The sequence below is a fragment of the Rufibacter tibetensis genome (assembly GCF_001310085.1).
Classification (GTDB): Bacteria; Bacteroidota; Bacteroidia; order Cytophagales; family Hymenobacteraceae; genus Nibribacter; species Nibribacter tibetensis.
On sequence record NZ_CP012643.1, the window covers coordinates 2,726,740 to 2,739,396 of the forward strand.

The 12,657-nt window shown below is 47.7% G+C and carries 14 protein-coding genes; 12 read left to right on the forward strand and 2 right to left on the reverse strand.

What is annotated here, in order from left to right; all coding sequences use genetic code 11:
- The first annotated feature begins 12 nt into the window (after nt 1-12).
- From ccsA (DC20_RS10980) to recO, 12 genes are all read left to right on the forward strand, one after another.
- The gene (ccsA, locus tag DC20_RS10980) at nt 13-678 is read left to right on the forward strand and encodes a cytochrome c biogenesis protein CcsA (RefSeq protein ID WP_062543868.1); all 666 of its coding nucleotides are present in this window, start codon (nt 13-15) and stop codon (nt 676-678) included.
- The gene (locus DC20_RS10985) at nt 665-943 is read left to right on the forward strand and encodes a CcmD family protein (protein ID WP_245652196.1); all 279 of its coding nucleotides are present in this window, start codon (nt 665-667) and stop codon (nt 941-943) included. Before ccsA (DC20_RS10980) ends, DC20_RS10985 begins: the two co-directional genes overlap by 14 nt.
- Nucleotides 944-1,085: 142 nt before the next feature.
- Entirely contained in the window at nt 1,086-1,511 is a 426-nt protein-coding gene (locus tag DC20_RS10990; protein WP_062543869.1) for a cytochrome c maturation protein CcmE domain-containing protein, read from the forward strand.
- 70 nt (nt 1,512-1,581) lie between these two features.
- Nucleotides 1,582-4,188, forward strand: a complete 2,607-nt coding sequence (gene ccsA, locus DC20_RS10995) for a cytochrome c biogenesis protein CcsA (RefSeq protein ID WP_062543870.1) — start codon at nt 1,582-1,584, stop codon at nt 4,186-4,188.
- A gap of 190 nt (nt 4,189-4,378) precedes the next feature.
- Nucleotides 4,379-5,185, forward strand: coding sequence for a Rossmann-like and DUF2520 domain-containing protein (locus DC20_RS11000; protein ID WP_071885601.1), 807 nt, complete (start codon nt 4,379-4,381; stop codon nt 5,183-5,185).
- 95 nt (nt 5,186-5,280) lie between these two features.
- Entirely contained in the window at nt 5,281-5,610 is a 330-nt protein-coding gene (locus DC20_RS11005; RefSeq protein ID WP_083470306.1) for a 2Fe-2S iron-sulfur cluster-binding protein, read from the forward strand.
- A 144-nt stretch (nt 5,611-5,754) separates the two neighbouring features.
- Entirely contained in the window at nt 5,755-5,994 is a 240-nt protein-coding gene (gene iscX, locus DC20_RS11010; RefSeq protein WP_062543872.1) for a Fe-S cluster assembly protein IscX, read from the forward strand.
- 51 nt (nt 5,995-6,045) lie between these two features.
- Complete coding sequence (locus DC20_RS11015; RefSeq protein WP_062543873.1) at nt 6,046-6,540, forward strand: KdsC family phosphatase; 495 nt, start codon at nt 6,046-6,048, stop codon at nt 6,538-6,540.
- 111 nt (nt 6,541-6,651) lie between these two features.
- Nucleotides 6,652-6,846, forward strand: a complete 195-nt coding sequence (locus tag DC20_RS11020; RefSeq protein ID WP_062543874.1) for a cold-shock protein — start codon at nt 6,652-6,654, stop codon at nt 6,844-6,846.
- A 155-nt stretch (nt 6,847-7,001) separates the two neighbouring features.
- A complete protein-coding gene (locus DC20_RS11025; protein ID WP_062543875.1) occupies nt 7,002-7,802 on the forward strand; it encodes a geranylgeranylglycerol-phosphate geranylgeranyltransferase in 801 nt (266 codons plus the stop codon).
- Between the two features lie 99 nt (nt 7,803-7,901).
- On the forward strand, nt 7,902-10,217 hold the full coding sequence (porZ, locus tag DC20_RS11030; RefSeq protein WP_157593131.1) for a type IX secretion system anionic LPS delivery protein PorZ: 2,316 nt from the start codon (nt 7,902-7,904) through the stop codon (nt 10,215-10,217).
- 99 nt (nt 10,218-10,316) lie between these two features.
- Complete coding sequence (gene recO / locus DC20_RS11035) at nt 10,317-11,027, forward strand: DNA repair protein RecO (RefSeq protein WP_062543877.1); 711 nt, start codon at nt 10,317-10,319, stop codon at nt 11,025-11,027.
- Between the two features lie 84 nt (nt 11,028-11,111).
- On the opposite strand, the gene DC20_RS11040 is transcribed toward recO, so the two are convergent.
- Together DC20_RS11040 and DC20_RS11045 are read right to left on the reverse strand one after the other, a co-directional pair.
- The gene (locus DC20_RS11040; RefSeq protein ID WP_062543878.1) at nt 11,112-11,642 is read right to left on the reverse strand and encodes an FKBP-type peptidyl-prolyl cis-trans isomerase; all 531 of its coding nucleotides are present in this window, start codon (nt 11,640-11,642) and stop codon (nt 11,112-11,114) included.
- A 12-nt stretch (nt 11,643-11,654) separates the two neighbouring features.
- Entirely contained in the window at nt 11,655-12,638 is a 984-nt protein-coding gene (locus DC20_RS11045; protein WP_071885602.1) for an FKBP-type peptidyl-prolyl cis-trans isomerase, read from the reverse strand.
- Nucleotides 12,639-12,657: the final 19 nt, after the last annotated feature.

Here is a 12,657-nt window from a genome sequence, read left to right on the forward strand (position 1 = left end):
AGTCAAAAACGAATGAAGCTTACTTGGTGGAAATGGCTGACGATTGCCCTGCTGCTGTACACAGTGGTGATGGGCATGCTGAGCGAGGTGCCCCGTCTGGCTATTCTGAATGAAACCATCCGGAACTTATACTTCCACGTGCCCATGTGGTTCGGGATGATTCTGATCCTGCTCGTTTCAGTAGTGTATTCCATAAAATACCTCAGAAACCCGCTCTCCAGAAATGATATCATCGCCTATGAATCAGCGAAGGTGGGCATTCTGTTTGGCGTGCTGGGCATTGTGACCGGCATGGAATGGGCACGTTTCACGTGGGGCGAATTCTGGAGCAATGACCCTAAACAGAATGCTTCGGCCATCGGGCTCCTGATTTATTTCGCGTATCTCATTTTGCGTGGTTCTTTCCAGGACCATCAGCAGCGCGCGCGCATTAGTGCCGTGTACAACATCTTCGCGTTTGCGGCGCTTATTCCGCTTTTGTTTATCCTGCCGCGCATGACCGACTCTCTGCACCCGGGCAACGGCGGAAATCCTGGTTTCAACTCCTATGACCTGGACAGTCGTCTGCGCGCCGTGTTTTATCCGGCGGTGCTTGGCTGGACACTCTTAGGGGTTTGGATGGTGCACCTGCGCACCCGTTTAGAAGTTTTAAAGCAACGATTCTATGAAAATGCATAAATGGCTCCTGGTGCTGCTCCTTACGTGGGCAGCTAGTTTTTCTGTTCCGGCTTCGGCGCAAAACGCAGCGGAGGAAGGCTCTACTATTGAATACACGTCAGCAGACAAAGCTGCTTCAGACCCAGAGATGGCTGATGTGATGCGCCGTGACGGCAAGATCTATATTGTGGTGGCGGTGCTGGTGAGTGTGTTGCTGGGCATCCTGTTTTACCTCATCAGCTTGGACAGGAAGATTGGCAAGTTAGAGCGCGAGCTTCGGCAATAAAACCTGTTTCTGGTCTGTTTTAGAGGAAAAAGGCTAGAAACAGAATGTTGAAATACAGCTGCAGAAAAGCGCCGCAAGCGGATTTAATTTGAAATAAGTGGTGTTAAAGAGGCGGGCAATCTCGCCTAAGCTTGAATAACCTATGAAAAGAATACACATCATCGGGATTTTAGTCATCGCGGTGGCCATCATGATCATCATGTCAACGGCATCAGACGCCAGTGTTTACGTTCCTTTCTCTGAAGCGCAAGCCCGCGCGAAGGATGGAGATGATACCAAAGTACACGTGGTGGGCCGCCTGAAGAAAGATGCCAAAGGTCACATTGTGGGCATGAAGTATGATCCTACGTTGGATCCTAACTACTTCTCTTTCGTGCTGGTAGACACCAACCGCGTAGAGCAGCAGGTAGTGTACTATAGCCCCAAACCACAGGATTTTGACCGCTCTGAGCAGGTGGTAATTACCGGGAACATGAAAGAGAATGTTTTTGTGGCCGATAAGATTTTGCTCAAATGCCCTTCTAAGTACACCGAGAACGAGGTGAAGGTAGAAACGGCAAGCCTATAAGTATTTGGTTGCGAGGGAAGGCAGCAGATACAGCTTTTACCTCAACACTCAGGACTCATAACAATCTGAAATGGTTAATACTTTAATTGGTGATTTAGGTCACTACAGTGTCATTCTCGCTTTTGTGACGGCGCTGGTTTCGGCAATTGCGTTTGCGTTTGCCTCCAACGCCAAAGAGCTTACCCCTGAGCAGAAAGACTGGAAGAATCTGGCCCGTGGTGCCTTCTTCGTGCACGTGCTAGCGGTGTTTGGCATCATCTTCTGCCTTTTTAATATCATTTACGCGCACCGCTACGAGTATCATTACGCGTGGAGCCACTCCTCTAATCACCTGCCGGTGCATTACATGATCTCCTGCTTTTGGGAAGGCCAGGAGGGGTCTTTCCTGCTATGGATCTTCTGGCATGCGTTACTAGGACTGGTGCTGATCAAGTTTGCCGGTAAGAAGTGGGAAAGCCCGGTGATGGCGGTTTTCTCCTTCGTGCAGCTGTTCCTGACCTCCATGATCTTAGGGGTGGTGATCGGTGACCTGAAGATCGGTTCTTCGCCGTTCATCTTGATGCGTGACTTCATGACCGATGCGCCAGTGTTCCAGATGGACCCGAACTTCGTGCCGAAGGATGGTACTGGTTTGAACCCGCTGTTGCAGAACTACTGGATGGTGATTCACCCGCCGGTCTTGTTCCTGGGCTTCGCGGCTACTTTAGTACCGTTTGCCTTTGCGATTGCCGGTCTCTGGAAAAAAGACTTCTCTGCCTGGACCAAGCCTGCCTTGCCTTGGGGCTTGTTTGCTGCCGTAGTACTAGGTGTAGGAATTATGATGGGTGCTTACTGGGCCTATGAAACTCTGAACTTTGGGGGCTACTGGAACTGGGATCCGGTTGAAAATGCCGTGTACATTCCGTGGTTAGTATTAGTAGGAGCCATTCACACCTTGTTAGCCTATCGCAAGAGCAAAACTGCCCTTCGTGCCACGTTCATCCTTTTCATCACTTCGTTCCTGTTAGTACTATACGCTACCTTCTTAACGCGTAGTGGTATCTTAGGTAATGCCTCTGTACACTCTTTCACTGACTTAGGTTTATCTGGACAGTTGTTCACCTACCTGGCTGCTTTTGTGGTCTTGGCGATTGGTTTGCTGGCGTACCGCTGGAAATACATTCCGGCTACGGAGAAAGAAATTGCCACCTATTCTGGTGAGTTCTGGGTGTTCATCGGCGCAGCCGTGTTGTGCTTAGGTGCTTTCCAGGTACTGGTGACTACCTCTATTCCAGTGTACAATGCTTTCATGGGCTTCATTGGCGTGAAAACCAATGTGGCGCTACCTGCAGACCAAATTGCGCACTACACCAAGTTCCAGATGTGGATGGGGATTACCATTGCTATGCTGACGGGTACCGGACAGTTGCTGTGGTGGCGGAAGAACAGCGAAGGAAACAAGTTCTCTGAGCTGTTCATGGTGCCTCTAATGCTGACTGCTTTGTTTGCCGCGCTTATCTTGTTGATTAGCAAAATAGGCTACATTGAACGCATCGACAATCCGGCTTACATTTTGTTATTGGTAGCGTCTTTATATGCAGTGTTCAGTAACCTGGCCATCTTATTTGGGGTGCTCCGGAAGAACGTTTCCATTGCCGGTGGTGCCGTAGCCCATATTGGGGTGGCTTTGATGCTGATTGGGGTTTTGTTCTCCTCTGGTTACTCCAACATCATTTCCAAGAACATGTCTGGGATGGTGTACGCCCGCGAGTTTGGTGATGACATTAACCGTGACAACGTGCTGTTGTGGCGCAATGCCGGTACTGATATGGGGCCTTACAAGGTAACCTACAAAGGTCAATACTTAGAAGTAAAAGGTTTACCTGATTACGTGAACAAGCAGCGCTTGTTCCGCATTGAGGACGAGTACAAAGCTATTGCCCGTGGTCCGTTAAAAGATGGTGATGAGGTTATCTACAATGCTGGTGATACGGTTGAAATTTCTCCTGAGAATACGTACTACGAAGTAGGCTTCAAGAACCGTGAGTCTGGTGAAGAATTCGCTTTGTACCCAAGAGCGCAGGTAAACCCACAAATGGGATTGTTAGCCTCCCCGGATATCAAGATGTTTGGCACCAAAGACCTGTACACCCACGTTTCTACCATCCCAGATCCGAACGAGGAGAAGGAGTGGGGTGAGTTGAAGGAGTATAAGGTGAAAATCGGCGACACCATCTTCGTGAACGACTATGTAGCTGTGTTACATGGCATTGAGCCAGCCAAAGATACTTTGCTCTTAAACCTGAAGCCTGGAGATGTTGCCGTACAAGCTGACATGCAGGTATTAGGTGAGCGCCATACGTACCACGCGCACCCAATCTATGCTATCAGAGACCGCATGGTAGGACGCGTGCCGGAGGAGATTGAGGATTTAGGTCTTCGTATTATGCTGATGAACATTGATCCGGAAGAAGGTGCTTTCACCATCGGGATCAACACTACGCAGAAGGATTACATCATCCTGAAAGCGATGGAGAAACCATTTATCAGCATTCTCTGGATTGGTACTTTGATCATGAGCCTCGGGTTTGTAATGGCTATTGTTCGTCACTACAAAGATGGCAAGAGCGGCAATGCTAATCTGCCAAAAGGCCCAGCCGGCAAAGTAGCCGTGAAACGCGAAAAACAACTGGCGTAAAAGTAAAAGCCTTCACAATCATAGAGCCGCAGGAATTTATTTCTGCGGCTTTTTTATGCCCTGCTTTTTCGCTGTTTTTGGAAAACTTACCTAAAACATGCTTGGTTAAGGATTACCTTCTTTCTTAAAAAGAAGAAAGCGATCAAAAGAAAGAACCTAACTTTGATCTCTGATCACGTAAAGGATGACCATGAAAGTAGGAATTGTGGGAGCAGGCAACGTCGCAACCCATCTAGTGAAAGGCCTAGTCAAAGCAGGAATGGAAGTTTCTGTTATTAACAGCAGAACAATTGCCTCAGCACAGAGCCTTGCACAACATGCCCCAGCCGCCGCTATTACTGATTCATTAAATTTCAAGTTGTCACCCCCAGCTGATATCTATCTGTTGGCTGTACCTGACCGGACACTTCCGCAATTGTTGCAAGAAGTGAACTTTCCCGAAGGAGTGATAGTGGCCCACACTTCTGGGACACAACCTTTGGAATTACTGATGTCATCTCTGCCGGGGGTAGAAACCGGCGTATTCTATCCGTTGCAGACCTTCAGCAAAGAAAAAGACGTAGATTGGAAACCAATTCCCATCTGCATAGAAACTTCATCGCAGCACGCCGAACTGACGCTTGTAAATTTAGGAAGGCTGCTGAGTAATCAGGTGGTGCTCATGAATGGGGAAACAAGAAGGAAACTGCACGTGGCGGCGGTATTTGCCTGTAATTTCACCAATCATTTATGGGGAGTGGCGCAAGACCTGCTGCAGAAAGCGGAGTTACCGGTCAACCTGTTGGAGCCCCTAGTGCAGGAGACAGTACAAAAAGCATTTCAGTTTCCGCCTTTTTCAGTGCAAACCGGACCAGCTAAACGGGGAGATTCTATAACCATTGATGCCCATGTACAGCTGTTGCAAAGTGAACCGCAGTACCTGCAACTATACCAGGTGCTCACAAAAAGCATACAAACTGTTGCTGAAAGTGAGCCGTTTTTAGGAAAACAGGCGTAAAACGGTTGGTGTCTTGAAAGGAACTGCTCCAAAGGGCCTCCGTTTTGTTTAGGGCGGTTGTATGCCTACCTTTGCACCTTTAATAATCCATAGGAATGAAAGTCGTTAATATCACATATAAGTTTTTGGACGGAAAGCCTGACGAAACCCATTTGGGAGCGGAAGGAGAATCTGTTCTGGACGTAGCCTTGAACAATGGAATTCAACTGCAGCACAACTGCGGTGGCGTTTGCGGTTGCAGCACCTGCCATATTTATGTAGAAACTGGCATGAATGACCTTCCGGAAATCACAGATGCAGAGGAAGATTTTATTGACCGTGCCGTAAATCCACGCATCAATTCACGTTTAGCGTGCCAGTGTGTGGTACAAGGTGGTCAGGACCTGGTCATCACCATTCCTAAGCAAGACTTCTTAGGACATTAATCAAAAAGTAAGAAGCTATTGATAATAGGCGAATACCGAAGAATGCGAATAGGTGAAGCAGAAAGAACACTTTTTCTGATTTGAGCCTACTCTCTCTGTTTAATAGCTTTAAACCATACATCAGGAAATAGCAACTAGAGAAATATGAGCAATCTATATGAGCCACCTATAAAGTGGAGCGACCATGAAGACATAGCCATGGCGCTATATGAGAAGTTTGGCGATGAATTTGGAGAAAACAAAATCTACCGTATCCGGTTCACTGATCTGTTAGAGTGGGTACTAAGCCTGCCTAATTTTGAGGGTACCCGCGAGCAAGCCACCGAGGGACATTTGGAGCAGATTCAGGCCAAGTGGGTGTACGAATGGCGCGATAACCAATAGGCCCTGACCTTTCTTGAAGTTCTGAATTCTTCCGCAAAGCTCTGACAAACCATGCAAGCACTTCCTGATTTCAAGAATATCACCACGTTCATTTTTGATGTGGATGGCGTTTTAACTGACGGTACCCTGTTGTGTTTCTCCACCGGAGAACAGGCACGGGCGTTTAATATCAAAGATGGGTATGCGATCAGGCATGCCCTGAAGAAAGGGTATCGTGTGGCCATTATCTCAGGGAGGAACGAGCCGGGGGTGCGCAAGCGTTTAGAGTCTCTGGATGTGAAAGATATTTACCTGGGTTCAGAAAACAAGCTGGACACCTTCCAGAATTACGTTTACTATTATGGCATTGACCCGGAGACAGTGGTCTTCATGGGTGATGACATGCCCGATCTGGAAGTGATGCAACACTGCGGAATTTCAGCGTGTCCTGCCGATGCAGCTATTGATATCTGCGACATCTCGCAGTATGTAGCCACAGCCGAGGGAGGAAAAGGAGCGGTGCGCGAGCTGATTGAAATGGTGATGAAGTTGCAGAAACGGTGGTAGGATCTTAGGAGCGTTATAGGCCTGTTTTCAAATATTTATAAAGAAAGTTTGGTTTTTGTATAATAATCCTATATTTACGGAATCATTCATTATTTCAATTTTTAAATTTTTATGAAAACAGGAACTGTTAAATTCTTCAACGAATCCAAAGGCTACGGCTTTATCACAGAAGAAGCCACCAATGAGGATTTCTTTGTACACATTACAGGCCTCAACGGTATCCAGATCCAACAGCACGACAAAGTGGAGTTCGACACCAAAGAAGGTAAGAAAGGCATAAACGCAGTCAACGTTAAGAAAATCTAACACTTCTACGCATCATACTCATTTTGCATTCTCATCAAAAAGCCCCTGCTCCAGGGGCTTTTTTCATAGGTAAGATTTAAAGTGTAACTTCCGTCTCCTTTAGTGTACCTGTGAAGCAGTTTCTTACTTTAATACGGCTCCCAAACCTTATCATTATGCTGCTGGCCCAGCTGCTGGTGCGCAAGTGCCTGGTATTCCCAGAGCGTTCGCTGCTGCAGTCTTTGTCGTGGCCCTTCGCTGTTCTGGTGGTGGCAACTCTTTGCATTGCCGCGGCGGGGTACATTATCAATGATTATTATGACGTAAAGATAGACCGCATCAACAAACCTGAACGGGTAGTGGTGGGCAAGTTCCTGACCCGTCGTAAGGCCATGATGATTCACCTTTACTTGTCGGCAGCAGGGGTATTGTTGGGCGTTATCATTGGTTGGCGAATTGGGGCCGTGCTGTTGGGGGTAGCGTTGCTACTTTGGGGGTATTCGGCACAGTTTAAGAAACGCCCGTTTGTAGGAAACCTGACGATTGCACTATTGGCAGCAGTTATGGTGTTGGTAGTACCATTACAGGCGGGGCAACCTTCTTTGGCTGCCTGGGCTTACGGGGTGTTCGCCTTCCTCATTTCCCTGGTGCGGGAGGTCATCAAGGACATGGAAGATGTACAGGGCGATGCCTCTTTCCGGTGCCGCACCTTGCCTATTGTATTAGGAATTCCGCAGACCAAATGGATTCTGTACCTGTTGGTGGGCTTCTTTCTGATCTTTACAGGCTTTGTGATGTTGAAGCGGTTAAATGAGCCGTTGTTTGTAGGGTATCTGTTTATAGGAGTGGTGCTGCCCACGTTTGTATTGATAAGGCAAATCATCACTGCCGACAGGAAAAAAGAATACGCACGTTTAAGCTGGATATGTAAAGGCATTATGGTCACCGGAATCTGCTCCATGCTGGTGCTGCATTGAAGACAATTTTAGGCGTTATAATGAAAAAGTAAGGGGCTCGTTTTAGGTGTGTTTTAGATAAACTACGCACAAAACGAGTTGAATCAGGGTAGAGTTAAAATGAGGACATCAAGGATAGTTAGGTATGTAGTGGTTCTGTGCAGTCTTACCTGGACCCTGTTCACTCATGCCCAAACTTCCCGCCTGCCCTTGGGCACCTGGCAGCTGCACGTGCCTAACCATCGGGCTAAAGCAGTCGCGGAAACTCCTTCCTCGGTTTACGTCGCCACTGAGGATGGCTTCTTTAGATACCTCAAAGAAGACAATTCCCTCCAGACCCTTTCCCGCACCGATGGCTTCAGCGATATTAATCTAAACACCCTTACCTTTGATTCGGCCACTTCTACTTTAGTGGTAGCGTATGAAAACACCAACCTTGATCTCCTGACAAACGGGAAGGTGCATAACCTCACCGAGCTGCTGCGGAAGCCCATGCCCGGGGCCAAAGCTATCTATCACCTGTACACCCACAATAAAAAGGCGTACTTGTCTACCTCGTTCGGGTTGGTGGTGGTAGACTTGGTAAAGCGGGAGATAAAAGATACATACAGCAACCTGGGCGCTCAGGGCGAGGCTGTGCAGGTGTATGCCTCCACCGTATTGAATGACAGCGTGTACATTGCTTCTTCTGAAGGCGTAATGGGCGCTAACCTGAACAATGCCAATTTGCTTGATTACCGAAGCTGGCGCCGGTTTGGTTCTGCCCAAGGGCTTCCTTTCGGGTTGAGTTCAGAGGCAACCAAAACTATTGTGGCCTTTGGCGATGCGGTATATGTAGGAATCAACGAGGAAGGAATTTTCCGTTTTAACGGTGTTTCCTGGAACAAGGCTTCTTTCTCCACTCAAGATGACCAGTTTAGGGCCATGGAGACAAACGGAAGAAGGCTGGTCATTACCGGAGCGCAGGAGGTGGTGGAAGTTTCCTCTTCGGGACAAGCCTCCCGTATGGTTCAGCCGCTTTTCCAGGACCTGCGCATGGCTATTCCCGCAAGAAGCGGTGGACTTTGGGCCGCAAGTTATGAGCGTGGACTGGTGCAGGTAACTTCTGCCGGAGCAATAGCCCTTGTTCCCAACGGGCCCGCTTATGTGGATGTGTTTGGCGTGTATGCTGAACCAGGTCTGTTCACGGTTTTGGGGGGAGGTTACAGCCAAGGTTACCTGCAGCGTTCTTCGGTGGCTGGGTTTTACCAATACCAGAATGGGCAGTGGAACAGTTATGGTTTTGCCAGTGGCGGTCAGTTTCCGGGCAATGCCCGAGATCTTGTCATGGCTCGAAGAAACCCGGTCAACGGAAAATTATACATAGCCAGTTACGGATCGGGTTTACTGGAGTGGGGCGGGCTAGATCAAGTGAAACTGTATAACAACACCAATAGCCCCTTGCTCAGCGCCATCAACGCAAGTGACCGTGACTTTATACGGGTACCGGGCTTAGCCATTGACCCTGCTGGAAGCGTCTGGGTCACCAACCGAAATCAACTGCCCAATGCCGCCGGATTGTATGAATTGAAAGTAGATGGCACCTGGAAGTCGCATCCGTTCAACGGCTACAGCTTAGGCAGCGGGTTAGACAAGGTGGTGGTAGATGACAGTGGCTACAAATGGGTGACCATTAGTACCAACGGCACCGATGCCGGCATGATTGTCTACGATGATGTCACAGAGAAATATAAATACATTGGCGGAGTAGGACAGGGTGGCTTACCCGGGAAGCAGGTGTTTTCCTTGGCCGTGGACTTGCAAGGGGAAATTTGGGCTGGTACTAACAATGGAGTGGCTGTTTTCAGCAGTACCCCAGATATTTTCACTTCAACTTATGCCGGAGCTTATTTACCTATTTATGAACGTCGGCCCTTGTTGCAAGGACAAATCATCAGAAGCATTGCTGTAGACGGTGGCAATCGGAAATGGATAGGTACCGATACTGGGCTGTGGCTTTTTAATGAGACCGGCGAAGAAATGATTCACAACTTCACAACCAGGAACAGTCCATTGCCCTCAGATAGAATAAGAGACATATCCGTTGAACCCTCCACGGGGGAGGTGTTGATCGGTACCGAGGGAGGAATCGCGGTGTACAGAGGTACTGCTACGCGTACTGAAACTGTGAACAAGAATTGTTTGCAAGTCTTTCCCAATCCCGTTCGGGTGGGATTTTCTGGAAACATCGGTATTTCTGGAGTCCCGAATAATGGGTGGGTGAAGATTACTGACGCTGCAGGATTTCTGGTGTTTGAAGGAAAATCCGCTGGCGGCACGTTTGCCTGGCATGGGCGTGATTACAACGGACGCAAAGCTAAACCAGGCGTGTACCTGGTGTTGGCCTCATCTGGAGATGGGGCACAAACGTGTATGACTAAGATTGCCATTCAATAAGAACTATTTGAATGGTTCTGATAATAGAATGCCTCCGTTACTTTCAGTACCAAGAACATACCTTCCTGCGTAAGAGGAATCAGACATTACAACCATTCTATGCTGGTAAAAACCCGTGGCATTGTCCTGAGCTTTATCAAATTCAAAGAGTCTTCCATCATTGTTCGCATCTACACCGAAGAACTAGGATTGCAGAGCTACATTGTGAACAGCGTCAGGAAGAAGGGAAGTGCGTCACGTATAGCCTTATTTCAGCCTTTTACCTTGCTGGACATGGTGGTGTACCCATCTGGAAAAGGAGGGCTCACTCGCATCTCTGAATACAAATGCAGCTACCAGTTCAGTACCGTGCCTTACGATATCAGGAAAAGCAGTATTCTGTTATTTCTGTCAGAGGTGGTTTCCAGAACCATCAGAGAAGAAGAAGAAAACAGGCAGCTTTTTGAGTTCCTGCACAATTCCATTCAGTTGTTTGACGAGCTGAAAACCGGGTTTGAGAACTTCCACCTGATCTTTCTACTGCAATTAGGCGGTTATCTGGGGTTTGGAGTTTCTTCAGCCGACGAACTTATTACTCAAGTTGCTTTTGAAGCAGGTGGTGCACCGGCTTTGGGGAATAGCCTGATGCAGTTGCAGCAATTGGAACCGTATTTAACAGAAGTTATCCAAAAGGGTGAAGGAGCCAATTTGCCCAATGGGAAAATCCGACGGGAGTTGTTAAGCCTGTTGGTGCGCTACTTTCAACTGCACGTTGACCAATTAGGCGAGATCAGGTCTTTGCCCGTTCTGTCAGAAGTGTTAAGTGAATAGGTCTACGATATTCTACAAGTGATACAAAAAGAAAGGCTGCTCCTGTGAAGGGCAGCCTTTCTTTTTGGTCTGAAGAACCTTGTTCTACAAGATGTCTAATAAATCAACCTCAAACATAAGAGGAGCACCGCTTGGGATGGAAGGGTAACTTCCTACAGGGCCATATCCTAAGTGAGAAGGGATAAACAGAATGGCTTTTTCTCCTTCTTGCATAAGGGGCAAGCCTTCATCCCAGCCTTTGATTACTTTTCCGGCACCCACCTGAAATTCAAACGGGTAAACTCTTTTCCATGAAGAATCAAAGACGTACTCATTCTGCACCAGTTTCCCAATGTAATGCACGCTCACTTTCTGACCCGCTACCGGTTTTGCGCCGGTTCCAGGCTTCAGTACTTTGTAGTACAAGCCTGAGGCGGTCTTTACAGTGTCTGTGATGTTGTTAGCCTTAAAATAGGCCTGAATCATCGCATCATCGGCTTTTGCCTGGGCTTCATAATCATAGTTGGCGTAGGGATCATACGGATCTGGTTCGTCGCCACAAGAAGTAAGCCCGAGAAGGAAGCTAAAGGCCAGTAATAACTGCCATAACGCGCTTCTCTTTAGTAACTGTTGCATAAGTATTTAGTATTATAAACCAGGACCGCCTGGGCCTGCAGGACCTTGAGGGCCAGCAGGAGCGGCTGGGGCATCTTTAATATCCACCAGTTCCACATCAAAACGCAGGATAGAGTTAGCGGGTAACTCAGCACCGCGTGCCATTGAGCCGTAACCTAGCGGAGAAGGAATCAACAAGGTGCCTTTGCTGCCTTTGTTGAATTGCTTGATGCCTTCTTCCCAGCCTTTGATTACTTGGTTTTGACCTAACGGGAATTCAATAGGTTTACCACCGTTTGATTTTTCAGAAGAGTCAAACTCTTTGCCGTTCAACAGGGTGCCTTTGTATTTCACGCTTACCACTTTACCATCTGTGGCGTTAGGGCCAGTACCTGGTTGGGTAACTACGTAGTACACGCCTGAAGGAGTTTTCTGCACTTGAAGATTGTTTTTCTTTACGTACTCCTGAATCAGCTTTTCGTCAACCGGACCCTGTTTGGCGGCGCGGGCTTCCATCTCTTTTTGCTGACGCTCCATCATTTTAGGATAGTCGGCCATGGCTTCCTGCTCAGTCTGCAAGTTGATCGCTTTCACGAAAAAGGTCAGGAAACTGCCTTTTTCAATGAATGGAGGAAGTGGGCTTCTGAACGTTTTAGCAAATAAGGTATCAGCGTTGATTCTGAATACAGCGCTGTCGCCTTTGTCCAACATCAGGAATGCTTCTTCAATGCTTCCTTTGTTTGGAGACGCCACCATTTTAATCTGGATTGGCATTGCATTATCTTTGGTGCTGAACAACAAAGAGTCCTTGGCGTTGCGGTACTCCATTTCAAAGCTCATCACTTTGTCAAGCTTAGCCTTGTAAGCAGCAGACGTAGTATCGTGTTTCGCTTCTTTAAGCTCGTATTCGCCTTCTTTGTTTTGAGAATACAGCTTGTATTCTAACCCAGAAGGGGCTTTTACAAATTCATCCTTGCCTAAGTTCTTGCAAGAATAAGAAAAAAAGGCAACCGCCATAGCTGGCAGTATGTAAAGA

Excerpts from the sequence above, each read along its gene's own strand:
- DC20_RS11040 (WP_062543878.1), bottom strand. The coding sequence starts at position 11,642 with ATGCAACAGTTACTAAAGAGAAGCGCGTTATGGCAGTTATTACTGGCC.
- DC20_RS10990 (WP_062543869.1), top strand. The coding sequence starts at position 1,086 with ATGAAAAGAATACACATCATCGGGATTTTAGTCATCGCGGTGGCCATC.
- ccsA (WP_062543870.1), top strand. The coding sequence starts at position 1,582 with ATGGTTAATACTTTAATTGGTGATTTAGGTCACTACAGTGTCATTCTC.
- iscX (WP_062543872.1), top strand. The coding sequence starts at position 5,755 with ATGAGCAATCTATATGAGCCACCTATAAAGTGGAGCGACCATGAAGAC.
- DC20_RS11020 (WP_062543874.1), top strand. The coding sequence starts at position 6,652 with ATGAAAACAGGAACTGTTAAATTCTTCAACGAATCCAAAGGCTACGGC.
- DC20_RS10985 (WP_245652196.1), top strand. The coding sequence starts at position 665 with ATGAAAATGCATAAATGGCTCCTGGTGCTGCTCCTTACGTGGGCAGCT.
- DC20_RS11000 (WP_071885601.1), top strand. The coding sequence starts at position 4,379 with ATGAAAGTAGGAATTGTGGGAGCAGGCAACGTCGCAACCCATCTAGTG.
- ccsA (WP_062543868.1), top strand. The coding sequence starts at position 13 with ATGAAGCTTACTTGGTGGAAATGGCTGACGATTGCCCTGCTGCTGTAC.
- porZ (WP_157593131.1), top strand. The coding sequence starts at position 7,902 with ATGAGGACATCAAGGATAGTTAGGTATGTAGTGGTTCTGTGCAGTCTT.
- DC20_RS11025 (WP_062543875.1), top strand. The coding sequence starts at position 7,002 with ATGCTGCTGGCCCAGCTGCTGGTGCGCAAGTGCCTGGTATTCCCAGAG.
- DC20_RS11005 (WP_083470306.1), top strand. The coding sequence starts at position 5,281 with ATGAAAGTCGTTAATATCACATATAAGTTTTTGGACGGAAAGCCTGAC.
- DC20_RS11015 (WP_062543873.1), top strand. The coding sequence starts at position 6,046 with ATGCAAGCACTTCCTGATTTCAAGAATATCACCACGTTCATTTTTGAT.
- DC20_RS11045 (WP_071885602.1), bottom strand. The coding sequence starts at position 12,638 with ATGGCGGTTGCCTTTTTTTCTTATTCTTGCAAGAACTTAGGCAAGGAT.
- recO (WP_062543877.1), top strand. The coding sequence starts at position 10,317 with ATGCTGGTAAAAACCCGTGGCATTGTCCTGAGCTTTATCAAATTCAAA.